At 67.5% G+C, this 21,843-nt stretch carries 21 protein-coding genes; 5 read left to right on the plus strand and 16 right to left on the minus strand.

Annotated features, from left to right (window positions below; genetic code table 11):
- Position 1: 1 nt before the first annotated feature.
- The 4 genes from FXO23_RS17040 to FXO23_RS17055 all read right to left on the minus strand — a co-directional run bounded on the left by FXO23_RS17040 (position 2) and on the right by FXO23_RS17055 (position 2,599).
- Positions 2 to 655, minus strand: coding sequence for a response regulator transcription factor (locus tag FXO23_RS17040; protein ID WP_158885938.1), 654 nt, complete (start codon positions 653 to 655; stop codon positions 2 to 4).
- Between the two features lie 215 nt (positions 656 to 870).
- On the minus strand, positions 871 to 1,539 hold the full coding sequence (locus tag FXO23_RS17045; RefSeq protein ID WP_158885940.1) for a hypothetical protein: 669 nt from the start codon (positions 1,537 to 1,539) through the stop codon (positions 871 to 873).
- Positions 1,540 to 1,635: 96 nt separating this feature from the next.
- Entirely contained in the window at positions 1,636 to 2,061 is a 426-nt protein-coding gene (locus tag FXO23_RS17050) for a hypothetical protein (protein WP_158885942.1), read from the minus strand.
- A gap of 64 nt (positions 2,062 to 2,125) precedes the next feature.
- A complete protein-coding gene (locus tag FXO23_RS17055) occupies positions 2,126 to 2,599 on the minus strand; it encodes a phospholipase A2 (RefSeq protein WP_158885944.1) in 474 nt (157 codons plus the stop codon).
- A 953-nt stretch (positions 2,600 to 3,552) separates the two neighbouring features.
- Here FXO23_RS17055 and FXO23_RS17060 point away from each other — a divergent pair.
- The 3 genes from FXO23_RS17060 to FXO23_RS17070 all read left to right on the plus strand — a co-directional run bounded on the left by FXO23_RS17060 (position 3,553) and on the right by FXO23_RS17070 (position 8,427).
- Positions 3,553 to 4,707 (plus strand): pyridoxal phosphate-dependent aminotransferase, encoded by a 1,155-nt coding sequence (locus FXO23_RS17060; RefSeq protein ID WP_158885946.1) that lies wholly within the window; start codon positions 3,553 to 3,555, stop codon positions 4,705 to 4,707.
- A gap of 1 nt (position 4,708) precedes the next feature.
- Entirely contained in the window at positions 4,709 to 5,689 is a 981-nt protein-coding gene (locus tag FXO23_RS17065) for a 2-hydroxyacid dehydrogenase (protein WP_158886085.1), read from the plus strand.
- A gap of 203 nt (positions 5,690 to 5,892) precedes the next feature.
- Positions 5,893 to 8,427 (plus strand): LamG-like jellyroll fold domain-containing protein, encoded by a 2,535-nt coding sequence (locus FXO23_RS17070; protein WP_158885948.1) that lies wholly within the window; start codon positions 5,893 to 5,895, stop codon positions 8,425 to 8,427.
- A gap of 98 nt (positions 8,428 to 8,525) precedes the next feature.
- On the opposite strand, the gene FXO23_RS17075 is transcribed toward FXO23_RS17070, so the two are convergent.
- From FXO23_RS17075 to FXO23_RS17125, 11 genes are all read right to left on the minus strand, one after another.
- Complete coding sequence (locus tag FXO23_RS17075) at positions 8,526 to 9,467, minus strand: DMT family transporter (RefSeq protein WP_158885950.1); 942 nt, start codon at positions 9,465 to 9,467, stop codon at positions 8,526 to 8,528.
- Positions 9,464 to 9,949, minus strand: a complete 486-nt coding sequence (locus FXO23_RS17080) for a DUF4178 domain-containing protein (RefSeq protein WP_158885952.1) — start codon at positions 9,947 to 9,949, stop codon at positions 9,464 to 9,466. The genes FXO23_RS17075 and FXO23_RS17080 overlap by 4 nt, the downstream gene beginning before the upstream one ends.
- 40 nt (positions 9,950 to 9,989) lie before the next feature.
- Positions 9,990 to 11,036 carry an FAD-dependent oxidoreductase gene (locus FXO23_RS17085; RefSeq protein ID WP_158885954.1) on the minus strand — a complete coding sequence of 349 codons (1,047 nt, stop codon included), beginning with the start codon at positions 11,034 to 11,036 and terminating at the stop codon, positions 9,990 to 9,992.
- On the minus strand, positions 11,033 to 12,706 hold the full coding sequence (locus FXO23_RS17090; RefSeq protein ID WP_158885956.1) for a methionine--tRNA ligase: 1,674 nt from the start codon (positions 12,704 to 12,706) through the stop codon (positions 11,033 to 11,035). The genes FXO23_RS17085 and FXO23_RS17090 overlap by 4 nt, the downstream gene beginning before the upstream one ends.
- The gene (locus tag FXO23_RS17095; protein WP_158885958.1) at positions 12,703 to 13,053 is read right to left on the minus strand and encodes a cupin domain-containing protein; all 351 of its coding nucleotides are present in this window, start codon (positions 13,051 to 13,053) and stop codon (positions 12,703 to 12,705) included. The genes FXO23_RS17090 and FXO23_RS17095 overlap by 4 nt, the downstream gene beginning before the upstream one ends.
- Positions 13,054 to 13,072: 19 nt before the next feature.
- On the minus strand, positions 13,073 to 14,194 hold the full coding sequence (locus FXO23_RS17100) for a hypothetical protein (protein ID WP_158885960.1): 1,122 nt from the start codon (positions 14,192 to 14,194) through the stop codon (positions 13,073 to 13,075).
- On the minus strand, positions 14,191 to 14,760 hold the full coding sequence (locus FXO23_RS17105; RefSeq protein WP_158885962.1) for a DUF3291 domain-containing protein: 570 nt from the start codon (positions 14,758 to 14,760) through the stop codon (positions 14,191 to 14,193). Before FXO23_RS17105 ends, FXO23_RS17100 begins: the two co-directional genes overlap by 4 nt.
- Positions 14,761 to 14,838: 78 nt before the next feature.
- Complete coding sequence (gene speD, locus FXO23_RS17110) at positions 14,839 to 16,158, minus strand: adenosylmethionine decarboxylase (protein ID WP_158885964.1); 1,320 nt, start codon at positions 16,156 to 16,158, stop codon at positions 14,839 to 14,841.
- Positions 16,159 to 16,219: 61 nt separating this feature from the next.
- Positions 16,220 to 17,425: a type III PLP-dependent enzyme gene (locus FXO23_RS17115; protein WP_425484872.1), complete on the minus strand. Its 1,206-nt coding sequence runs from the start codon at positions 17,423 to 17,425 to the stop codon at positions 16,220 to 16,222.
- A gap of 595 nt (positions 17,426 to 18,020) precedes the next feature.
- The gene (locus tag FXO23_RS17120; protein ID WP_158885966.1) at positions 18,021 to 18,428 is read right to left on the minus strand and encodes a peptidase inhibitor family I36 protein; all 408 of its coding nucleotides are present in this window, start codon (positions 18,426 to 18,428) and stop codon (positions 18,021 to 18,023) included.
- 73 nt (positions 18,429 to 18,501) lie between these two features.
- Positions 18,502 to 19,380, minus strand: a complete 879-nt coding sequence (locus FXO23_RS17125; RefSeq protein WP_158885968.1) for a hypothetical protein — start codon at positions 19,378 to 19,380, stop codon at positions 18,502 to 18,504.
- A gap of 548 nt (positions 19,381 to 19,928) precedes the next feature.
- Here FXO23_RS17125 and FXO23_RS17130 point away from each other — a divergent pair.
- Both FXO23_RS17130 and FXO23_RS17135 read left to right on the plus strand, forming a co-directional pair.
- Positions 19,929 to 20,450, plus strand: coding sequence for an RNA polymerase sigma factor (locus FXO23_RS17130; protein ID WP_158885970.1), 522 nt, complete (start codon positions 19,929 to 19,931; stop codon positions 20,448 to 20,450).
- The gene (locus tag FXO23_RS17135) at positions 20,443 to 21,054 is read left to right on the plus strand and encodes a hypothetical protein (RefSeq protein ID WP_158885972.1); all 612 of its coding nucleotides are present in this window, start codon (positions 20,443 to 20,445) and stop codon (positions 21,052 to 21,054) included. The genes FXO23_RS17130 and FXO23_RS17135 overlap by 8 nt, the downstream gene beginning before the upstream one ends.
- A 78-nt stretch (positions 21,055 to 21,132) precedes the next feature.
- Here the strand turns inward: FXO23_RS17135 and FXO23_RS17140 are convergent, their stop codons facing one another.
- On the minus strand, positions 21,133 to 21,777 hold the full coding sequence (locus FXO23_RS17140) for a MerR family transcriptional regulator (RefSeq protein ID WP_158885974.1): 645 nt from the start codon (positions 21,775 to 21,777) through the stop codon (positions 21,133 to 21,135).
- Positions 21,778 to 21,843: the final 66 nt, after the last annotated feature.

The following is a 21,843-nucleotide window of genomic DNA, read 5'->3' on the forward strand; positions in this document are numbered from 1 at the left end:
GTCAGATCCGGTATCCCGCGCGCGGCACGGTCTCGATCAACGGTGGCTCGCCCAACTTGGCCCGCAGTTTGCTCAGGCACACCCGCACCGCGCTGGTGAACGGATCGGCGTGTTCGTCCCACACGCGCTCGAGCAGTTCCTCCGCACTCACCACCGCACCACGCGCCTCGACCAGTACCGTCAGGACGGCGAGTTCCTTACCGGTCAACGGCAGTGGACGCCCCTCCCGGGCGGCTGCCCGGCGCGCGGTGTCCACGACAACACCCCGGTACTCCAGCACCGGCGGCCGGCGAGGCTGCGCCCGCCGGCCAAGGGCGTGCACCCTGGCCGACAACTCGTCGTACTCGAACGGCTTGCCCAGGTAGTCGTCGGCACCGAGGTGCAGACCCGCGACGCGGTCCCGCAGCCCCGCCGCCGCGGTCAGCATCAGGATCCGGGTACGCACGCCCCGCCTGACCAGTGCGCGGCAGACATCGTCGCCGTGCACTCCCGGCAGGTCACGATCCAGGACGAGCACGTCGTAGTCGTGCACGCCCAGCTTCTCCAGCGCGGCGTCCCCGGTGTGGGCGATGTCGACCGCGGCCCCCTCCCGGCGCAGCCCCTTGGCCAGCAACTCCGCCAGGAACCGCTCGTCCTCGGCAATCAACAGGCGCATCCTCCGGCTCCCTTCGCCGTGCCCTGCCTAGCACGACCGATGTTTCGCGGAGGTTTCGATGGCCAGTGACCCCGGGTCGGACACAATCTCACCGCCGATCGCGGTGAGCGCCGTCCTCGCCTTCCGGATCTCGTCGAGGGTGACGGTCTTGGCCGAGGTGAGCCGCCCTGGTGGTGGCGGCCGGATCCACGCCGCCAGTGTCCTGTTGTGGGTGGTTACCTGGTGAAGAGCCGGATGTTGGTCTCCGAAGTTCCTGAAGGAGAGCTGATCTTCAGGGCGTTGGCTTGCTCGCCGCTGCCCGGCAAACCGCGGATGGTGAGCGTGGTGGTCTTCCGGTCGTCCTCCGACCTGAGGATGTGCTGCTTCCAACCGGCGGTGCTTTCGCTGTTGAGCAGCAGCACAGCGAATCCGGCCAGCATGTCCTTCACGGCTTCTTTGCGTCGTTCCTTGTAGTTACCCGTCTTGGGTTGCTTGTAGGTGTTTACCACTTTTTTTGCCCAGTCCAGCACCGCGCCCTCGATCTTGTCCAGCAGCCATTGAAAATTGTGCGGGTAGCTGATGTAGGTGCGCCCCTCATCGTCTACCGCGATCAGATACCACCAGTCCTTACCGGTGGTGAAGACCCCCGTGCGGTAGTCGACGCGCAGGTCGGCGGAAGTCTTCGTGCCGGAGGAAACGTTATTCCACGTGAGCGTGTTCTTGTAGTCGTTGCTGTACTTGTGCATGACGGTGACGCTGTCGAGGTGACGAGCATTGTTCTCCACTGCCGCCCACCCATGGCGCTCAGTGGCGGCCTGAGCGTTGACTGGCGCCGCCGTCGCAATCGCGACCAACATCCCGACAACGACGGTCACCGATCTTCTCAACCACAGTTTCTTTCTCATTTTTCATTCTCCTGACTGGTTTTGAACTAATTCCGGCGAAATTCCGGAACACGGTCACCGTTCGCGGTCTACTCGGTCGACTGCGCGGCAACACATCTAGCGGCCGGTGCTGTCGTGTGCGTGAGTCTCCGTGCGTTCGGTTTTCTTGTCATCCCGCGCTTCTTGGATGTCCGCGGAATTCGTGTCCGCCGGTTCCGGGGTGCCCGAACCACCGGACCGGCGGGCGAGTGCCGTACCGGTGCCGACCACCACGGCTACCGGCCAGGCGATCACATCCAGCGCGGCGAGCGCACCCAACCCCACGTAGAAAGCCACCTGTTTCGGCGGCGGTATCAGCGCCTGCGCCTTCTTGGCCGCGACCACAGCGGTTTTCTTGACGGGCCGGGGGATGCCCATCTTGGGTACGTCGAACTGGACGCTGATACCGGGCAGGTTGAACGTGTTGGCGTACCGGTTATTTCTCTCTCGCCGGGGCGATCCAGAGGACGCCGGCTCAACAGGTTTTCGCGGATTCGGGGTCATCACTACTCTCCGACCTTGGTTTTCCGAGAGCCCGCGTTCGACCATCGAGGGATGGCAGAAGCGGCTAGAAGAAGAGCCCTCCGGCCAAGCGGGTTGCCGCGTACATGGCATCGGCGACGCCTTGGCATGCTGACAATTCACCTTGCGCGCCGTCGCTGTCACAGGCCCGTTTCAGTTCCTCCCGGAACCTGTCGTCGATCCATTCGCGCCGGTCGTCGTCCGGGTCAAGCTTGAGTTGACCGCGACCACCGTAGTTGCGGTAGCCAAAGTCGTGTTGCGCGCAGACCAGCTTGAAGTAGTTCTTCCAACCACCCGTATCGGGCATGTACGAGCAGCCATCGGAGGTCCAGTCGAAGGGAGCCTCACGCCCCGCGGCGATCTCCGCGAACTGACGGTAGGGCTGGTTCATGATGTAGTCTGCGCGGTCCAGCACCCCGCCGGAAGCAGACGCCGGCATCACACCGGCCATCAAGGTGGCCAGCGCGACGACGCATACGCCGGCCACCCGGGCAAGTGGACGGCCGTTCCTCGTTGCCATGTCGATCTCCTCACCACACCGCTGAACAATCCACTACTCGACGGAATACCGGATACCCGCCAGAAAAAGTGGACCAGAAAAGGGAACCGAGCACCCAGGTATGCCCCCGAACAGGCGAATGCCGTACCCGCGGGTAACCACAAGAACGTCATGGCAATCACCCTGAATTCGGGAACTTCCATCCCATTCGATCAGGTGGCCGCACCGGGATGGACCTTTCGCGCCTTGCCCCGGCTGACCCGGCGTCGGACGCTCGCTGGGAGAACCCCGGCAAGCCGCGTCGCGGATCGGGTGACGAGGTTCCCGGTGGAAGTGCGGCGCGGCTTCTCGTTCGGGTAGCGGGCGTGTGGCCCTGGCGTTGATCGACTTAGAGTCGGGAGTGTGGGTGGCCGTTGCCTTCTCGTCGATTACCAGCGGCCACCCCTCGCAAGGGCTCGTGTGCAGGGCACGAGCTGAAGAAGTGGGGAGCAGTCCCTCGTGTTTCGCCGCCCCCATCCGGAACACGAGGGACCTTTCCGGAAGCGGTGACCATGGCCGCCCGCCCGCACGCCTCCGGCCACGCTTGGCGATATCGATGCCAGCCCCGAGCAGTGCGCGGAGAGGTACGGCCACGGCGCGGTCAAGCACCTCGGCTGGGCGCACAAGATCTGGAGTGCGGATAGGACCCGAAGTCAGGGACCCCTTCGCTCCGGGCGCGGCCATGCGGTAGATCGCTCCACTCCCGACCTGCGACACCACGGACCTCAGCGGTGCTGTTGCAGCGGCGGCCCGAAGGCTTTCTGCGCGGCATCCCGGGGCCTGCGACGCGGACCGGGGCATAAAGCAGTCATATGGGTGCGACGTTAAAGTGTTAAAGAGGTCACCCGTTCAGTGGGTTGGGCAATTCCGTCAGTTTGGCGAAACTTTGACCCGCCGTGGAGCTGAAAGGGAGCGCAGTGCAGCTTGCCAGTCGAATGCGACGTCTCGGAACCGAATCCGCCTTCGAGGTTTTGGCCAAGGCGAAGGCCTTGGAGAAGACCGGAAGGAAGATCATCCATCTGGAGATCGGCGAGCCGGATTTCGATACCCCAGCCCATATCGTGGCCGCCGCCCAGGAGGCGGTGAGCAAAGGCCACACGCATTACGTTCCCGCTCCCGGCATTCCGGAGTTACGTGAGTCGATCGCGGGATTTCTGGGCCGGACCGGCCGGATGACCACCTCGCCGGGCCAGGTCGTCATCACACCCGGCGCGAAACCCATCATGTTCTTCACCATTCTCGCGCTGTGCGAGGAGGGCGACGAGGTGATCTACCCCGATCCCGGCTTCCCCATGTACGGATCGATCGCGCGGTTCGCGGGCGCCACCGCGGTGCCCATCCCGCTGCGGGAAGCCAACGGCTTCACCGTCGACCCCGACGAACTGGCCTCCCTGGTGACGGATCGGACGAAGCTGCTGATCCTCAACTCGCCACACAACCCGTGCGGCTCCGCGCTGACCAAGGACCAGGTGCAAGCCATCGCCGAACTGGCCATCGAGCGCGATCTGACCGTGCTCTCCGACGAGGTGTACTGGGCGTTGCGGTACGACGGCGTGCACGAGAGCGTGCTGGACGTGCCCGGCATGGCGGAGCGGACGATCTTGCTGGACGGGTGGTCCAAGACCTTCGCCATGACCGGCTGGCGGCTGGGCTTCGGCGTCTTCCCGGAGGCGCTGGTCGAACCCATCAGCAGGCTGGTGATCAACTCGGTGTCCTGCACGTCGGCGTTCAGCCAGCATGCCGCCATCGCCGCACTGGAGGGTCCTTGGGACGAGGTGGAGCGCATGCGGGCCACCTTCGCCGAGCGCAGCGAAGTCATCACCGACGGACTCAACGCTGTCCCCGGCGTCTCCGCGCTGCGGCCGGGCGGGGCGTTCTACTCCTTCGCCAACATCACCGAGCTGGGACTGCCCGCACAGAAGGTGTCCGACCTGCTGCTGGAGCGGGCGGGTGTGGCCGCACTGCCGGGCACCGCCTTCGGCGAGTACGGAGAGGGCTATCTCCGGTTCTCCTACGCCAACTCCACCGAGAACATCCGCGCTGCTCTGTCGGCGTTCGAGACGCTGGTGAGCGAGGTATCCCGTGGCTGATCTGCCCCAGGTTCTGCTCACCCGCGAGCTGGTCCCCGAGGCGATGCGGGCGCTGGAGGGACGCTGCGAACTCGACCTCTGGGAGCGCTCCCCGGAGGCGATGCCCCGCGATGACCTGCTGCGCCGCGCCAAGGACAAGGACGGCCTGCTCACCCTGCTCACCGAGAAGGTCGACGCCGAACTGCTCGACGCCGCCGGTCCGCGCCTGAAGATCGTGGCAAACCACGCCGTCGGCTTCGACAACATCGACGTGCCTGAGTGCACCCGCCGCGGAGTGCTCGTCACCAACACCCCCGATGTGCTCACCGAAGCCACCGCCGACCTGGCCTGGGCACTGGTGCTCGCGAGCATCCGCCGCGTCGCCGAGGGCGACCGCTTCCTGCGCGCCCGCACCCCGTGGGTCTGGGATCCGCGGATGATGCTCGGCCACGACCTGTACGGCAAGACATTCGGCATCGTGGGCTGCGGCCGCATCGGCCAGGCCGCCGCCCGCCGCGCCACCGGGTTCGGCATGCGCATCGTCTACTCCGACGCTGTCCGCCTGCCCGCCGAGGCGGAGCAGCGACTGGGCGCGGAGTACCTGTCGCTGGACGACCTGCTCGCCCAGTCCGACGTGGTGTCCGTGCACGCACCGCTCACCCCGGAGACCCGCCACCTGTTCAACGCCGGGACCTTCCGCAAGATGAAGCACACCGCGGTGCTGGTCAACACCGCACGCGGCCCCATCGTCGACGAGGCCGCACTGGCGGAGGCGCTGCACGCGGGCGAGATCTTCGCCGCGGGCCTGGACGTCTACGAGCGCGAGCCTCAGGTCGAAGCGGCGCTGCTCGATCTGGACTCCGTCACGCTGCTGCCGCACCTCGGCAGCGCCACCGTGGGCACCCGCGTCGCCATGGGCCTGCTCGCGGTGGAGAACCTCTTCGCCGGTATCGCAGGCGAACGTCCCCGCACCCCGCTCAACCCGGAAGTGCTTGAGCGGTAACGATGTCCTGGGCGAGGAGCCGGCCGAGTTGGATCGATCGACTTGTTGCAATCTGAGTACTTGTGGTGGGGTACGTTGACAAATGTTGACTTCCTGCGTGAAATAAACACTGATCGGCGGCCGCCCAGCGTGCCGGGCGGCCGCACTCCTCCGCGTCAGCGACCGAGAACGTCGCTGCCGCCCTCCGAGAGGTGTTGACAACGATGTCAAGAGGTCGACCGTCCCGACTGCGAAGATCCCGGCGCGAAAACCTCCGCCCCCTGCTCGCCGTGGTCTCGGTGGCGATCGCGTTGCTGCTGCTCGTGACCGGCGTCCCGGCGTCGGCGAGCGCCGCCGAGTGGGCGCCGAAGGAGCCACGGCTGCCGACCCCGTGGACCCACCAGGTCTCCCCGGACAACGCGTTGCCCGAATACCCCCGCCCGCAACTGGTGCGCAAGGAATGGCGCAACCTCAACGGCCTGTGGGAGTTCGCCGGGGCCACCGCGGGAGAGGCCCCGCCCTTCGGCCGCACGTTGCCGGAGCGGATCCTCGTGCCCTATCCGGCCGAGTCGGCCCTGTCCGGTGTCGGCCGGCACTCCGACCACATGTGGTATCGCCGCATGGTGACCGTTCCCCTGCGCTGGCGGTTCGGCGTGGCACCGCGGATCAAGCTGAACTTCGGCGCCGTCGACCACTCGGCGGTGGTCTACGTCAACGGGCGCAAGGTCGCCGAGCACTCCGGTGGCTACGGCGCGTTCTCCGCTGACATCACCGACGCGCTGACGCCGCTGGGGCAGCAGGAAATCGTCGTCGGCGTCACCGACCGCACCGACGCCACCTGGCAACCGGTCGGCAAGCAGCGCCGGGTTCCCGACCGGGGCATCTTCTACGAGGGCGCGTCGGGAATCTGGCAAACGGTGTGGATGGAGCCGGTGTCGCGCGGCCATGTCACCGAGCTGGGCATGGTGCCCGATGTCGACACGTCCACGCTCGGCCTGACCGTGCGGGCCGCGGGCGACCGACCGCTCACCGCCGAGGTCGTCGTCCGGGACGGCGACCGGGTGGTCAGCCGGACCCGCGGGCCGGTCAACCGGCCGATCACGGTGCCGGTGCCGCACGCCAAGCTGTGGTCGCCGGACTCGCCGCACCTGTACGACCTCGAAGTCGTGCTGCGCGACGGTCTCTTCCCGGTGGACCGGATCAGCTCCTACTTCGGCATGCGCGAGATCGGCCAGGCGAAGGGCGCCGACGGCAAACTGCGGCTGACGCTCAACGGTAAGATCACCTTTCTGATGTCCACTTTGGACCAGGGGTACTGGCCGGACGGCATCTACACCGCACCGACCGACGCCGCGCTCGCGTTCGACCTCGAGCAGCACAAGAAGCTGGGCTTCAACACCGTGCGCAAGCACATCAAGACCGAACCGGACCGCTGGTACTACCACGCCGACCGGCTCGGCCTGATGGTGTGGCAGGACATGCCATCGATGAAGACCAGCAACGAGCGCCCGCCGCCCGAGGCGTGGGGTCCGTTCGAGGCCGAGTTGCACGAACTGGTGGAGCAGAAGAAGAACTGGACCTCGATCGTCGGCTGGGTGCCGTTCAACGAAGGCTGGGGCGAGTGGTCGCGGGAGGCCACCGGCCGCATCGCCGACGACGTCAAGCGGCAGGACCCGACCCGGCTGGTGAACGCGCACAGCGGGGTGAACTGCTGTGCCTCACTCGGTGACTCCGGCAAGGGCGACGTGCTCGACTGGCACCAGTACCACGGTCCGGCCATGCCTACGCCGGACGCGCGCCGCACCGCCATCGACGGCGAGCACGGCGGTTACGGCCTGGAGATCGAGGGGCACATGTGGTTCGGCGAGGGCCACGGCTACGGCGAACTGCTGCCGGACAAGGTCGCCCTTACTCGCGCCTACGTCGCCAACCAGCGCGACGTGCTGACGGCCGCGCAGCGCTGCGGCATCAGCGGCGCGATCTACACGCAGATCACCGATGTCGAGCACGAGGTGAACGGCTTCCTCACCTACGACCGGCACCTGGCGAAGATGGATTTCGCCCAGGTCAAGGCCATCAACGAGGAAATCATCCGCAAAGCCGACGGCAGCGGGCCGGGCACGCCCGACCCCGGCCCGGGCACGCCGGGGCTCGACGGTGTGCACGCCTACCGGTTCGACGAGGGCGGCGGCGGTACCGCCGCCGACGCGGTCGGGGACGCCGACGCGAAGCTCACCAATGCCGCCTGGACCACCGGTGTGCAAGGCGGTGCGGTGGCGTTCTCCGGCAACGGCCAGGCCGACACCGGCGCGCCGCTGGTGAACACCGGCAGCAGCTACACCGCGTCGGCGTGGGCGAAACTGGACGTGGCCGACAATGCGTTCCAGACCGTCGTCAGCCAGGACTCGGTGCGCGACAGCGCGTTCTTCCTGCAGTACTCCGGCCAGGACCAACGGTGGGCGATGAGCTTCATCGGCCTGCGGGCGCTGTCGCCGGACAAGCCCGAGCCGGGACGCTGGTACCACCTCACCGGCGTGCGGGACGCCAAAGCGGGCACGGTGTCGCTCTACGTCGACGGCCGCAAGGTGGACACGCGCAGCGCCTGCGTCGCCGACTCCTCGTCCGGCCCGACCGTGATCGGCCGCGCGCAGTACGGCGGCGACCAGGTCGACCACCTGCGCGGTGCGGTCGACGACGTCCGCCTGTTCGACCGGGCGCTGTCGGATCGGGAGATCGCCACGCTGGCGACCCGGCCCTGACCGGTGAGCACTCGGGAAGGCCGCCTTCACCATGCCTTCTTTGGTGAAGGCGGCTAGGACGCCGATCCCGACTCCGGAGGCCCTGTGTGTCGAGACGATCAGCGCCTGCCATGGCCTTCGCCGTGTTTCGCGCGGTTCGGCGGAGGACGGTCCACGGGGCTGGCGGTCGCGAAGTCGTCCTCCCTGGGAAAGATCGCGATCGAAGCGAGCACCAGGACCGCTCCGAGGATCGCGTGCAGGGCGAGGGTTTCGCTGAGGACGAGAACCGCGGTGCACAATCCGAACACCGGGATGAGGTTGGTGATGATGGCGGACAGCCCGGCGGGAACCGACGCGAGCGCGTAGTTGTAGAGCAGGAAGCTGCCACCGTAGCCGCAGACGCCGATCAGGACGGCGACGACCCAGGAGTGCCAAGGGATCGAGAAATCGATGGTTTCCTCGCCGGTGCTCCAGCGGTACGCGGAGAACGGCAGGATGAGCAGCAAGCCGGCGAGGAACTGGTGCGCGGTCATGGTCACGGTGTCGAGGTCCCTGGCCAGGTCCCGCGTCACCAGTACGTGGACCGCGGCGCTCAAGGTACCGGCCAGGACGAGCAGGTCGCCCAGATTGATTTCCGCGATGCCGTGGAAGCCGTGCAGCGAGATCACCCCGGCCACGGCGAGCGCGGTGCCGGCCAGCGCGCGCGGCCCGATCCGTTCCTTCAGGAACACGGCTGCCAGCAGCACGACCATGCACGTCTCGGTGCCGGTGAGCACCGCGGTATTGGCGGCCGAGGTACGGGTCAGGCCGATGGTGATCAAGGCATAGGAGATCCCGGGTTCCAAAGCGCCCAGCACGATGAGGCGCGCCAGCGGTGGACGGCGACCGTATCCCCGGATGAGCAGTACCAGCCAGAGCACGATGTTCGCGGCGATCAGCTCGACCGCGATGAGGGTCATCGGCCCCCAGGAGTCCAAGGCGTACTTGGTGAAGGTCCCGGCGCTTCCCCACCCGAAGGAAGCGACGACCAGTGCGGTGAACTGCTTTCCGCGGCCGTTCACCGGCCACCCGCCTCGGAGCCGACCAGCCACGGCAACGCGGGCGCGAACCGCTCGAACGCGGTCCGCACCCCATCCGCGCCGAGGAACTCGAGGTAGTCCAGGCTCCCCGACCGCGGGATCTCGAATAGACCGAACGACCCGCTGGCCGAGAACTCCGCGCTCCCCCGCTCCACTTCGCGGAAGTCGGCTCCCGCGGGGACCGGCGGGACGAGACCGCGGTTGCCGGGGACGACGGTGCGGTGCCACAGCGTGCAGTGGTCCGCGCCGTCCCGGGCTTCGACCGCAAGCCAGATGTGCTCCGTCGCGGCGGCGAGATAGCACTCCAACCACGTCTCCACCGGGTCGGTGCAGATGACGGTGCCGCGAATCGACCAGGTGCGGTTCGCGATGTCGAACTCGGTCCCCGGTGCGAACCGCCCGGCGCGGAGGCGCAGGCCGTGTGCGCCCGCGGTCGGTGGCGTCGGGCGAGGTTCTCGCTCCATGGCCCTCCTTCCCTCGTCGATGGCTCCGCGTACTCCGTGTTCACCGAAGCGCGAACCGCGCGGGCGGGGCGCTACGGCCCTCCACGACATCGCAGACGTAGTGGCCCCAGGCCGGGCCGTGTTTGAACCCGTGCCCGCAGTCGCCTCCGACGAGCCATGTCCGGGTCATGCGGGGGTGCGGCCCCAGCAGGAAATGACCGTCCGGCATGGCGGTGTAGAAGCAGGGTTCGCGGCGCAGCACCGGGGCGTCCCGGAGCCCGGGGAAACGTGCGTCCAGGTAGCCGCGCACGTCCGCGTCACCGCGGCCGGGAGCGTCGGGCTCCAGTTCCACATCGGGGACGACCTTGGTGCCCGCACTGCTCAGGGCCGGCACGCCGTACATGCCCCGGCCGGTGTCTAGCCAGGCCGGTCCGGGCTCGGCGGCCGCCGGTGCGGCGACGTAGAAGCTGTCCTGCCGGACGCGTCGTGCCGAGGTCATGCCGGGGAAGAGGGCGGGAAGCCTCGGCCCGGGCGCCCAGACGATGAGGTCCGCGGTACCGGGGACACCGTCGACCACGACTCGATCCCGGTCCGGAACCGCCGTGCCGCGGATCAGTTCGGCCCCGGCCGCGATGGCCGACGCGGCCAGCGCCAGGACGGCGTCCCGGGCGCGGAGCACCCCCGCGGTCGGCTCGTACACCGCGAAGCCGACACCGTTCAGCGCGAAGGCGGGGAAACGCGAGGCGATCTCCCGCGAGGTGAGCCGCTCGACCGGGATGCCGAGTCGTTCGAGCACCGCCCGGCTGTCCAACTCCCACGTGCCGGCGGCATTCTCCGGCTCGATGAGCAGAACCCCGCAGTCGACGAAGAATTCCCGCCCGGTCTCGGCCGCCAGTTCCCGCCAGCCGTCGAGCGCCCGCAGCGCGGACGCGGTGTACCACTCGTCCGTCCCGTGTGCGAAGCGCAGGACGCGCGACTCGGCGGCCGAGGGACCAGTCTGTCCCGGTCCGCGTTCGTCGATGACCCGGACGCTCCAGCCGCGGAGCGCGAACTCGCGGGCAATGGACAGGCCGAAGACCCCGGCGCCCACCACGATCGCCGTCGTCACGGGCGGACCGTCGCGGTTTCCAGGTCCGCCGGCAGCGCCTGGAAGAACGGGTTCCCCGGTGCGGCGATCCGCTGTCCCGCGGGCACCGGGGTACCGCCGTCCCAGCGCGGTTCACCGCGGTAGCCGAGGGCTGCCCACAGCCGCCGGGAGAACTCGGGCATGATCGGATAGGAAAGCTGGGCGAGGTGCTTGACCGCGGTGGCCTCCGCCGCGAGCGCGGTGGCGGCTTCGGGCGCCGCGGGGCCTCGCGCCCGCTGCCGGGACTGGCCGGCGGCGAAGTCCCGGGCCCGCCAGACCAATTCGCAGAGACCCCGCGCCGCTTGGCGAGGTGAGAAGTGTGCGATCGAGTACGCCGAAAGGCAGTCCTCGGCGAGTCTCCGGATGTCGGCGACGAACGCGATCTGCGACCGGGTGGCGCCCGCCAACGCGGGGACCATCCCTGAGCGGGCGGAGGCCAGGCGGTTGAACACATCGTCCAGCCAACTCCCCCAGACGGCGGCGAGCTCGCCTTCGACGAGCGCGCGGAAGCGCTGGAAGGTGAACGAGGTCGCCTCGAACTGGGGACGGTCGTGGGCGAGCGCGAACCGGACGCTGTCGGCGGGCACCACCGACAGCAGCGCACCACCCCAGATCGCGTGCCGGCGGCTGGTGGAGAACTTGCTGTCGTCCAGGCGGTAGAACTCGTTGGTCAGCAGCGCCCGCGGCAAGCGGAGCGTGTCGTCGTAGGCCATCATCAAGGCCGGGAACAACAAGGCGTGGAAGAATCCGTTGTCCCAGCCGAAGAACTGCACGACGTCCGCGGCGTTCCAGACTTCGCGCCAGGATCGCGGATCCTTTCCTCCGGCGCGCAACGCCTCGGCGAGCTGGGCGAAGTACCCCGGAACCATTTCCGCCCAGACGTTGAGCCGTTGGTCCGCGCAGGCTTCCACCGGCACCGCGATGCCCCAGTCCGCGGGGTGGCTGATGGGGACGTCCGGCAGTCCGCGTTCGAGCATGTCCCGGCACAGTGCCTCCAACTGGGGTGCCAGTACCGCGTCCGCGTGGAAGCTCGCCAGCCGGTCGGCGTATCGGGCCAGGGGGAAGACCAGCCGGTGGTGCGTACGGACTTCGGGCGCCGAACCGCAGTGGTTGCAGCGCGGGGCGACCAGGTCCACGCAATGGTTGGGCCGGGCGCAGACCTCGCACAGGTTCCCGTCGCAGTCGTCGTTGCCGCAGTGGGGACAGGTGCCGGTGACGTACGCGTCGACCAGGTATCTCGGGCACGTCGGGCAGAACAGGAACTGTTGGTCACGCCGTTCGATGTGCCCGTTGGCGGCGAGTTCGCGAAAGAAGCCCCGCACCATCGGCAGGTAGAGATCGGACTCGTACGGCCGCAGGTAACTCGGGTTGCTGAACCCGATCGCCCGGAACAGTCCCTGTATCTCGTCGTCGAACTCCTTGGCCAATGCCGTGGCATCGACGCCTGCCTGCCGCGCCTTCTCCGGCACGTAGCTCTGGTGGTAGTCCGAACCGATCAGGTAGGTCGCCTCGCGCCCGAGTAACCGGCACCCCCGGGCCAGGATGTCCGCGCCGCTGTAGGGACCGGAGAGGTGCCCGAGATGCAGGTCACCGTTCGGTGTGGGGGGTGATCCCGAGACGATGACGGGCCGGGCCGTCTCTTCGCCGATCACAAGTCGACCGGGCCCAGCGAGGGCGGCCAGTAGACGTTCAGGAACACCAGGCGGTCATGCGTGCTGCGGTTGGCGAACGTGTGCCGCGCGCCGGCCGGGATCAGCACGGCCTGCCCGCGGCCGACCTCCTGCTCCTCGTCGTCGATCGTGATGACTCCGGCCCCTTCCACGATGACGAACATCTCGTGCTCGACGTGGGAATGCGGTTCCGTCTGGCGCGATGGTTCCACCACACACCGCCCGACGCCCCAATCCGCGGCGTCTTCACCGGCGTGCGGGTAGATCTGCTGGAACTGGATCCCGTAGGCGGGAACGAGTTGCTGGTCGCTGACATCCCTGATGAGCATCCGATCTCCCGAGTGCGGTTCAGTAGTTGAAATCCGGGTGGTTGACGGCCTTGACCGGGACCCAGGGGTTGAAATGCTTGGCGCAGTCGTCCACGGGCATTCCGTCGAACCAGCCGTAGTCCGGGTCCTGCGGCGGTACGGGCTGGGCGCGGATGTACTCGAGGTGCAAGGAGGGCCAGACGTCTTCGCGGCGGTGCCGGTCGAGGCGGGGTTCGGGGTCGGTGAGCACGTCGGCTTGAATCAGCACGTCGATCTGGTATGTCGCGGAGAAGCGTTCCGGCGTCGCCGCCCGGGCCGCGGCGGTGGGCGGGCAGTGCGGCGGTTCGGGCCGGGTGCCGCCCGGTTGAGCGTGGTGCCAGCTGCTGCCCAGCTTGTGCGGATGGCCGATCCCACCGTTGCCGATCGTGCGAAGTGCGTTCCGGGAAACGAACTTCACCGCTTGGTCGAAGTTCGGGACGAGACCGCGGCTGACGAGTGATCGCGCGTAATGCCCCGGCGCGTTCATGGAGAAGACCAGGCCACCGGGGATGCGCCGGTCGTGGTTCCGCATGAGGTGCGCCCCCGGGTAGAACAACTGCACGCTCGACTTGAACAGGCGCAGCTCGCCGTTCGCCGCCCGCAGCGGCAGTGCCTCGAGGTAGACCACGTCGGGTTCGATGCGCCCGAACTCGATCAGGTAGAGCTCGGCGAGTCGCCGACATACCCCGATCAGCCGGGTGCTCGGCCGTGCGCGTGCCAGCCGGGGGCTGTTGAACACGATCAGGAACGCGCTCGTCAAGCCCTGTTCGGCCCGGTCTTTCCAGACTCGGCGTTCGCGCTGGATCGTGGACCGGACGTGGTCGGCCCCGCGGGCGAGATCGGATTCGTCGAGCCACGCGATGTCGAGGGTCAAGCCCTTCGCCGAGCCGCCGCCTTCTCCCCTGCCTGCGGCGGCCGTGCCCTTGGCCGCCAATCGGCCGAACAAGCAGGGCTGGCAGCGTTCGATCCAGCGCAGCAGCTCCGCCTTCTTCTCAGCCGGCGGGCAGCACGGATCGAGCAGGACGCGGTGCGCGGCGTCGATATCGGTTCCCAGGCTGAGCTCCTGTTGCGGCAACTCGTCGAGCTGCGTCGACAACGACGCTTCCGCGACGCCGGGCTTCATGACCGGTCCTCGCCGTTGCGGCTCAAGCGCTCGGAACGCGGTTCGACCGGGGCGCCTTCGGCGTCGAAGGCCGCGCGCAGATCGAACGCCGTCGGCGTGGGCCCCAGGTCGGCGAGCAGTTCGATCCGCTGACCGGCCTCCGTCCAGGTGGGAATCGTGCCCGCGGAAACCCACCAGATGGCGTACGTGGGCACATTCGACTTCCGGAACCAGGTGTGGCGGTTCTTCAGCGCGTGCAGGTGGAGTCCGGAATAGACGAACCTCCGCACACTTTCCAGATCGCGCCAGAGGGAGAGCGTCTGTGCCGCGCTGTAGGTCGTGGCGGTGGTGCCGCCGGCGTAGAAACGCGGGGTGGCCAGCGGTCCCCAGACGCCCCAGTCGCGATCGAAGTCGCTCGCCTCCACGTTGTCGTCGACGTAGTCGGCCCGGGCGATGAAACCGGGACTTCCTTCCGCCTCGGCATAGACCAGCTCGGTCAGCTCGTCGAAGGAGTCGATGCTCGGGTGGCCGTAGGGTTCCTTGAGGTAGGCGCAGGTCGTGAACGCCACGAGGGGCTTCGCCGTCACCTCGCAAGCGCCTGTCTTCGCCCCCGCGGCTCGCTGTTCCGTCATGGCTGTTCGCCTCTCTCGGTCACCGCGGACCGATCAGGAAGAGCGTTCGTCCGAGGGGACGGGCCGCTGGTGCCGCACGTGGTAGGGCGGGACCGAGGAACCGACCAGCGTTTCGGCGTCGATCGATACCGGGCGGTACGGGCAGCCGGCCAGCCGTTCGACCATGAGCGCGGTCGAGTCGGCCACCTCGTCGACCCGGCCGAACAGGTACGCCCACTCGTGTTCGTCGGAACCGAAGTAGGCGGTCGTCGCGAACGTCTCGGTGAACCGTCGCCAGGAGGTGAGCAGCGTCTGGTTGCGCCACAGGGTCGGGCACCCCGCCTGCGTCGCCACGACTCCACCGGGGTTCAGAACGGATCGGCACATGCGGAGAAAGTCGGTACCGTACAACCGATTGTGCTGCGCGTCTTCGCTGATCCGCTCGTCCGGCAGGTCCACGAGCACGATGTCGTAGCGGTCGCGGCGCGCTCGCGCGTCGGCCACGAACTGCCAGCCGTCGCCGTAGTGCACCCGGATCGGGCCGTCACCGCGTTCGGCGCCGGCCAGTTCCCGGGGCGTATAACCGTAGGGCAGGTGCTCCGCGCACAGCTTGACCGCGTCGCGGTCGATGTCCACGTGATCAACCTGGTTCGCGCCCGCTGCCACCGCGATCTGGCAGGCGACCCCCTCGCTGGAGCCGATCACCAGCACCGTGCGTACCTGGTCGGCGAGGAGCAGCGCGGGCACGAGCAGCGCCTCGTGGTAGACGAGTTGGCTGAACTCGGTGCTTTGCCGGTCGTTGTCGCAGAACAGCGAGACCCCCTGCGCCGTATCGGCGATCACCAGGTGCTGGAACGCGGTATCCCCTTCCCAGCGAACCTTCCGCAGGTCCCAGACACGGGTGAGCCCTTGTCCCAGCGGTTCGCTGACGCGGGCGGAATGGTCGGCGGTGGTCAAATTTCCCTCGATTCCCCGTTTCGCGGTCAGTTCTTTCGCGGTCTTGCCGCGGTGGATGGTTCTCATGTGCAGCACCGGGGTGCGCAGCGCTTCCACCAGCCTGCGCACCGCCAACTCGGGCTTGGCCTGGCTTCCGCAGGTGAACACGTCGACGAAGGCCGAACCGACCTCGGGATAGGTGTGCAGGGAAGCATGCGATTCGGACAGCAGGGCGAGGAGGGTGACGCCCTGCGGCGCGAACCGCCGGGAGGTCAGTTCCAGCACCGTGGCGCCGGCCTCGGCCAGCGCGGTCGCCAGGATGTCGTGCAGCAGTGCCTCGTCGTCCAGCAATGCGGCGTCGATGCCCTCCAGTTCCGCGATGACGTGTTGCCCGGTGAAATCCCCGATGTGGTGTGTCGGGCTCGGTGCTCCGGCCATCTGAGAATTCCTTCCGCTCCGTCAAATGGGCGGATCCCCCAGAAAACGGCGTCTGATGGGATCAGATGCAGTGGGTCGGCAGTGGCGCGAACCCGTTGAACGCGATGGAGGAGTAGCTGGCGGTGTAGGCACCGGTCCCCAGGAAGTCGATGTGGTCGCCGGCCCGCAGCCCGACCGGCAGGTGGTAAACGCTGCGCTGGTACAGCACGTCATCGCCGTCGCAGGTCGGGCCCGCCAGAATCACCGGACCGGTGTCGCCGGCCCGCCCGGGAGTGCTGAGCAGGTAGGTGATGTACTCGTTCTCGGTCTCCGCGAGGCCGTTGTAGCGGCCGACATCCACATACACCCAGCGATGCTCGTCCCGATCGGACTTGCGGGACACCAGCACCACCTCACTGCGCAGCAAACCGGCGTCAGCCACCAGGAAACGTCCAGGCTCGAGCACCACGCCCGGCATGGGCGAACCCGCATCACCGAAGTGTCGCGCCAGCGCGGCGCGCAGCGCCGCCGCGTAGGCGGAAACCGGTGGGGGGAGCCGCGTGTAACGACCGGGAAAGCCACCGCCGACGTTCACCAGCGGCAGGCCGATCCCACGTTTCGCGAGCTTGGCGGCAATGCCGGCGGCCGCCGCTATGCCCGCTTCCCACGCGGCCGGATTCAGCTGCTGCGATCCGACGTGGAAGGACACTCCGGCGGGCGCCAGCCCCAGCCCCGCCGCGCGCCCCAGCAAATCGGCGGCCATCTCCGGAACGCAGCCGAACTTGCGTCCGAACGGCGTAACCGAACCCGTGTCGGCCAGCATGATCCGGCAGAACACCGACGAACCCGGTGCCCGCTCGGCGATGTTCGTGAGATCAGCGAGGCTGTCCGTGGTGAATTGCCGCACGCCCAGCGCGTACGCGGCCGCGATGTCGGCGCTCTTCTTGATCGTGTTGCCGTAGGACAGATCACCCGGTGCCGCCCCCTCGGCCAAGCAGAGCTCGATCTCACGCATGCTGGCCACATCGAATTTCGCACCGAGTTCGACGAGCAGACGCAGGATTTCGCAGGCAGGATTCGCCTTGACTGCGTAGAATAGCTGTGCGTCGGGTATTGCCGCGGTCAGCTCCAGGTACCGTTCACGAATACTGCGCAAGTCGACGACCAGGCACGGCGTGGACGGGGTTCGCGAATCCAAGAAGGAACGAATACGACCGATCGCCGCACATTGCATACCACTGGAAGGAGGAAAGGTAGCCAACCCACGCTGAGAAACCCCGACTTCCATGCCGCAACCTCCCCGTGCACATCGCTACCGCCGAAAGATCCACTGGAGGTGTCCGCCGATCCCACCGGAGTGGAGGATTCAGGACGCACTGCCGCACAAGTTCAGCAGGGCGACTTCGCAAACGAAGATCGATTCATCCCGATGATGATCAATCAAAGATCACGATTACACCCGACAATGCACGACAACAACTCCCAGGCCATCGGCAAGCCTAGCGGAATCTTTCCTGACCAGCACGTATGTGCACTCTTCAGCAGCGCGGAGGCGATAACGACCGGGTTAGCCCTGTTCGATGCCGTCTCGGCCAACCACGCATGGCAGCCAGTATCCAACCGTGCGCCAGGACCGGTCCCTGGACCATTTCACCGACCATTCACCAGGTCCGGAATACTAGTGGGACACCTAGTAGGAGCGGTCCAAGGAGGACCTCCCGGTTCGGCGTCGGATGCGCTGATCCACACCGAACCCGGAGGCCCGCACCCCTGGCGAGATCATCTAATCCCGTGACACCCTGTCACCAACGTCTCGGGACAGCACACCCAGCGCGCGGCCGAGTGTCCAGCCGCGAAGTGAGCCGGATGTGACCTCGTCCGGCTCACCCGGAGCAGCGTTGGGCTGCCCCCGCCTGTGTGGTCCACAGGTGTGAGGAGACTTCGTTTTCCGCCCAGTACCATGCGGCCGGGTCAAAGATCTCACCTGGCTGGAGGCACTCGCGCGAACCCGAATGCCCGGTGTTCTGGTAGAGCACTACCCAAGTAGATCCGCCCCACGGTGCGTTGTTGTGGAACGACTCGGCCTTGTCACCGATATTGTCGCTGTGCCAATCCGGATCGTCCCGGCCAACGGTCCAGTAAATTGAGAATCCGGTTAGCTCGTCGCCGTCGTAGGCGCAAAACCAACCTTGCTCACAGTTCGACTGACTCCCCTTTGCCGGATCGGCCGAGGCGATCCCGCCGGAAAGCAGGGTTGCGGTAGCGGCCACGCCGAGTGCGGCGGTCAACATTCTGCGCATAATCGCGGTTCGTTCCTTTCGTCAAATCATTCTCTATCGGGCCGACCATTGCCGGTCGGCACGTTCACGGGTGGGTCAGTAGCTCTTGTGCCCTGGGCAAAGCCGCTTGGTTCAGCGTTGCGAAGTCGGTCAACTCGCGTTGGTAGGTAGCCCGCACGGCCGGTTCATGTTCGCGCTCCAGCTCACCGACGATCGCGGTCATCCCGATCGAAGTGGCGCAGGTAGCCTCGGCGACGGCGGTCTCCACCTCCAGGGATTTCGCTGCCACCTTGTCCAGTTGGCGGGTACGGTGCGCCAACTCCTTGTGGAGTTGCTTGGGATCGGCCACGTCACGTCCGGAACGTCGGATGCACGCCGCCCAGTCGCGGACCGCCTGCTGGTACCGAGCGTCGGCTCGGACCTCGTCCTGGACGAATTTGGCCACCCGTTGGGCGATGTTCTTCGCACGGAACCATCGGGGCAGGTCGCCATAGAGGGAGCGGCGGGCTTCGGCCAGGCAGCCGCGATCGCTGGCACTGATCCGTGCCCCGTGCGGCAACGGTACCGACAGTTGCCCGCCTTGCCCCTGCAAGGTAACCGTGTACACGCGTTGCCGTTCCGGGGGCAGGCTGTTGACGTAGGCTTCGTTGGGACCCGGCACAGGTGGTTGTCCCCCCGGCTGGGCACTCCGGACAGCACCGTACCCGTACTTGCGTGCCCAGGACACATCATCGACGACGTAGGGAAAAACACGGTGCTCTTCGCCGTTTTCGGCGGGCAAAGGGGCGACTTCGTGATAAACGAAACCTTGCCGGCTCATACAGTGGCGGACCAGGCGCTCCTCGCCCCGGGCAAGCAACTCCTGTTCCGCCGCACTGAGCGGCTGGACGGGTCCAACCGGTTCAGCGGGCGCCGATCCGTTCGCGCAGCCGACCGCTCCCGGCAACAGAATCGCCGCCACCATTCCGCTTACCGCCCTGCGTGCGATAGCTCCAAAAGCCGGTGTCACGCGGCCGCCCGGACCAAGACGCCGAATATGAACGGAATTCAAAACAGTTATACTCCCCAGCTTCAAAGCCGCCGGTGGTGCGACGCACAGCCGTTTCACCGCCTCCAGCCGCCTGCGTGGTGGCGGCCCGTCTCCGAATCATCGCCGACGCACCCGGGCACGAGAAGGACTAGCGGGTTGCCTTTCCGCTGGTAGCGGCGGGAAACACCAGCTGACCAGGAGAAAGAACACGGCGGGTATCCACCGATCTGGGCTTGATGGGCTGCCCGCCGGGTCCGACCCCATTGGCAGACTGGAGGCGGTCCCTGCACAGCCGTCTGGACAACCGCACCCAACCCATGACGAGACAGCCTCGCGACGTGCCCGACCTCCCACTGGGGGCCGGCCGTGACGGAATCACGATCGGTGCGCAACTAGAGGGTGTGAACCAGACAACGAGATGCACCGATGAGGTGGCGGCCCAGTCGTTACCACCACCAGAACCGCCGGTGAGTCACGGCCCGGTGGCTGAATTCGAAAAGCTGTACCGGTCGCAGGTGGCCGCGGTGACCGCGTTCTTCGCGCGGCGCACCGCCGACCCGCAGGCGGTCGCGGACCTCACCTCGGACACGTTCGTCCACGTGATCACGTCCTTCGGCACCTTCGATCCGGCCAAGGGCACCGTGCGTTCCTGGGTGTTCGGGATCGCGCGGCGGGTGTATGCCAGGCACTGCGAGGCGTACCGCCACCACCAGGACAAGGTGCTCCGGCTCGCGGGCCGGCGACCGCTCGAGTCCGACGAGATGGCGGAACTGGCCGACCGGATCGACGCCGAACGCGCCGGCCGGGAACTGGTCGCCGAGTTGGCCACGCTTCCCTCACTCGACCGGGAAATCGTGGAACTGGTGGACATCGCGGGTCTGAAGCCCGCAGAGGCCGCGCACGCGCTCGGCGCGTCGCCCGGCTCGATCCGGATGCGCCTGATGCGGGCGCGCGCCCGGTTGCGCAAGATCGCCAATCACGAACGGAGTCAGGGAGATGGGTAAATTCGAGGATCGGCTGCTCACCGATCTGCTCACCGAATACCGGCCGACACTGAACGCGGCCAAGCAACCCGAGGAGTCCGCGGCGCCGCGCGCCTCGCGACGTCCCCTGTGGATCGCCGCGGGCGTGCTCGGACTGGTCGGCACCGCCACCGCCGGTGCGGTGCTGCTCGGCGGTGGCAGCCCGGCATACGCGGTGACCAAGGACGCCAACGGCGAGGTGACCGTCAGACTGCGCGATGCGTCCGGGATCGACGGCGCCAACCAGGAACTGCGCGAACAAGGCGTGCCGGCGGTGGTGGTCCCGATCAAGCCCGGCTGCACCGACATCGGCGAACTCCCCGTGGACAAGCCCACCGGTCGCATGACGGCACAAGCCCAGACCCAGAACGGGGAAATCGTATTCCAGACCAAGAACGTCCCACCCGGTGACACCGTGGTGGTCACCGCGGAGGGAAACCCGGCCAGCAGGCTCACCCTGGGCATGCTCCTGGTCAAGGGAGCCCCGCCCGACTGCGTGAGCGTGCCCGCCGGTCCCGGCACCAACCACTCGGACATGAACCAGGAAACCTCCCCCGGACCCCAACTCAACACCTCCGAGGGATAACCGACGGGCGCACCCGCCAACTCCTGGCGGGTGCGCCCCAAGCCATCAGGCGACACTCGCCCTTCGCCCTCCAGGGTTTCAGGGCTTTTCGTCCGGTGTCGTGCCGAAGAAGCGGGCGGACGCGTTCTTCTGCGCGATCCGGCGCAGCGCCGCGGTGACGCTATCGGTGAGCACGGTGCCGACCACCGCCAGTTCCACCATGGATTCCACTGTGGACAGTTCGGTGAACGAGGAGAAGTCCACCTCGGCGACCCGGTCGGCGAGCTCCGCGTACAGGCCGAGCCGTTCGACCGGGCCGGTCAGCCCGAGGTCGCGCAGCGCGCACAGCCCGGCCACCAGCGACTCCACCACCGGGCCTTCCGGTTCGAGACGCCAGCCGCGTTCCGCCGCGACCGTCTCGATCAGCTCCACCGCCCAGGCCCGGGACTCCTCATCCACCGGTACGAGCCTCGGGGTCAACCGCTTCTGCGCGGAACCGAGCACGTGGTGCATCCCGGTCTCCGGCTCGTCGATCGCGGCGACCACCTCGCGGGTGTCCGCGATCGACATGCCCGCCACGTCCAGCAGCGCGCGCACCAGCCCCAGCCTGCGCACGTGCTCCCGGCCGTAGCGGGCCTGGTTCGGGCCGGTCCGCTCGCCCGGCGGCAGCAAACCCTCGCGCAGGTAGTACTTGATGGTCGCGACCGGGACCCCGGACTCCCGGCTCAACTCGGCCATGCGCATGCGGCGGTCGCCTTTCCTGTGCTTCCTCTCAGCATGGATAGCTTAGCTTCCCATAACAGATAGCCA

It is taken from the genome of Amycolatopsis anabasis (assembly GCF_009765355.1).
GTDB classification, from domain to species: Bacteria; Actinomycetota; Actinomycetes; order Mycobacteriales; family Pseudonocardiaceae; genus Amycolatopsis; species Amycolatopsis anabasis.

What these genes read in the sequence shown, in the direction of transcription:
- FXO23_RS17125 (WP_158885968.1), bottom strand. Translation starts at nt 19,380, where the DNA reads ATGGTGGCGGCGATTCTGTTGCCGGGAGCGGTCGGCTGCGCGAACGGA.
- FXO23_RS17140 (WP_158885974.1), bottom strand. Translation starts at nt 21,777, where the DNA reads ATGCGCATGGCCGAGTTGAGCCGGGAGTCCGGGGTCCCGGTCGCGACC.
- FXO23_RS17095 (WP_158885958.1), bottom strand. Translation starts at nt 13,053, where the DNA reads ATGCTCATCAGGGATGTCAGCGACCAGCAACTCGTTCCCGCCTACGGG.
- FXO23_RS17060 (WP_158885946.1), top strand. Translation starts at nt 3,553, where the DNA reads ATGCGACGTCTCGGAACCGAATCCGCCTTCGAGGTTTTGGCCAAGGCG.
- FXO23_RS17080 (WP_158885952.1), bottom strand. Translation starts at nt 9,949, where the DNA reads ATGGAGCGAGAACCTCGCCCGACGCCACCGACCGCGGGCGCACACGGC.
- speD (WP_158885964.1), bottom strand. Translation starts at nt 16,158, where the DNA reads ATGGCCGGAGCACCGAGCCCGACACACCACATCGGGGATTTCACCGGG.
- FXO23_RS17070 (WP_158885948.1), top strand. Translation starts at nt 5,893, where the DNA reads ATGTCAAGAGGTCGACCGTCCCGACTGCGAAGATCCCGGCGCGAAAAC.
- FXO23_RS17135 (WP_158885972.1), top strand. Translation starts at nt 20,443, where the DNA reads ATGGGTAAATTCGAGGATCGGCTGCTCACCGATCTGCTCACCGAATAC.
- FXO23_RS17055 (WP_158885944.1), bottom strand. Translation starts at nt 2,599, where the DNA reads ATGGCAACGAGGAACGGCCGTCCACTTGCCCGGGTGGCCGGCGTATGC.
- FXO23_RS17045 (WP_158885940.1), bottom strand. Translation starts at nt 1,539, where the DNA reads ATGAGAAAGAAACTGTGGTTGAGAAGATCGGTGACCGTCGTTGTCGGG.
- FXO23_RS17100 (WP_158885960.1), bottom strand. Translation starts at nt 14,194, where the DNA reads ATGAAGCCCGGCGTCGCGGAAGCGTCGTTGTCGACGCAGCTCGACGAG.
- FXO23_RS17050 (WP_158885942.1), bottom strand. Translation starts at nt 2,061, where the DNA reads ATGACCCCGAATCCGCGAAAACCTGTTGAGCCGGCGTCCTCTGGATCG.
- FXO23_RS17115 (WP_425484872.1), bottom strand. Translation starts at nt 17,425, where the DNA reads ATGGAAGTCGGGGTTTCTCAGCGTGGGTTGGCTACCTTTCCTCCTTCC.
- FXO23_RS17040 (WP_158885938.1), bottom strand. Translation starts at nt 655, where the DNA reads ATGCGCCTGTTGATTGCCGAGGACGAGCGGTTCCTGGCGGAGTTGCTG.
- FXO23_RS17120 (WP_158885966.1), bottom strand. Translation starts at nt 18,428, where the DNA reads ATGTTGACCGCCGCACTCGGCGTGGCCGCTACCGCAACCCTGCTTTCC.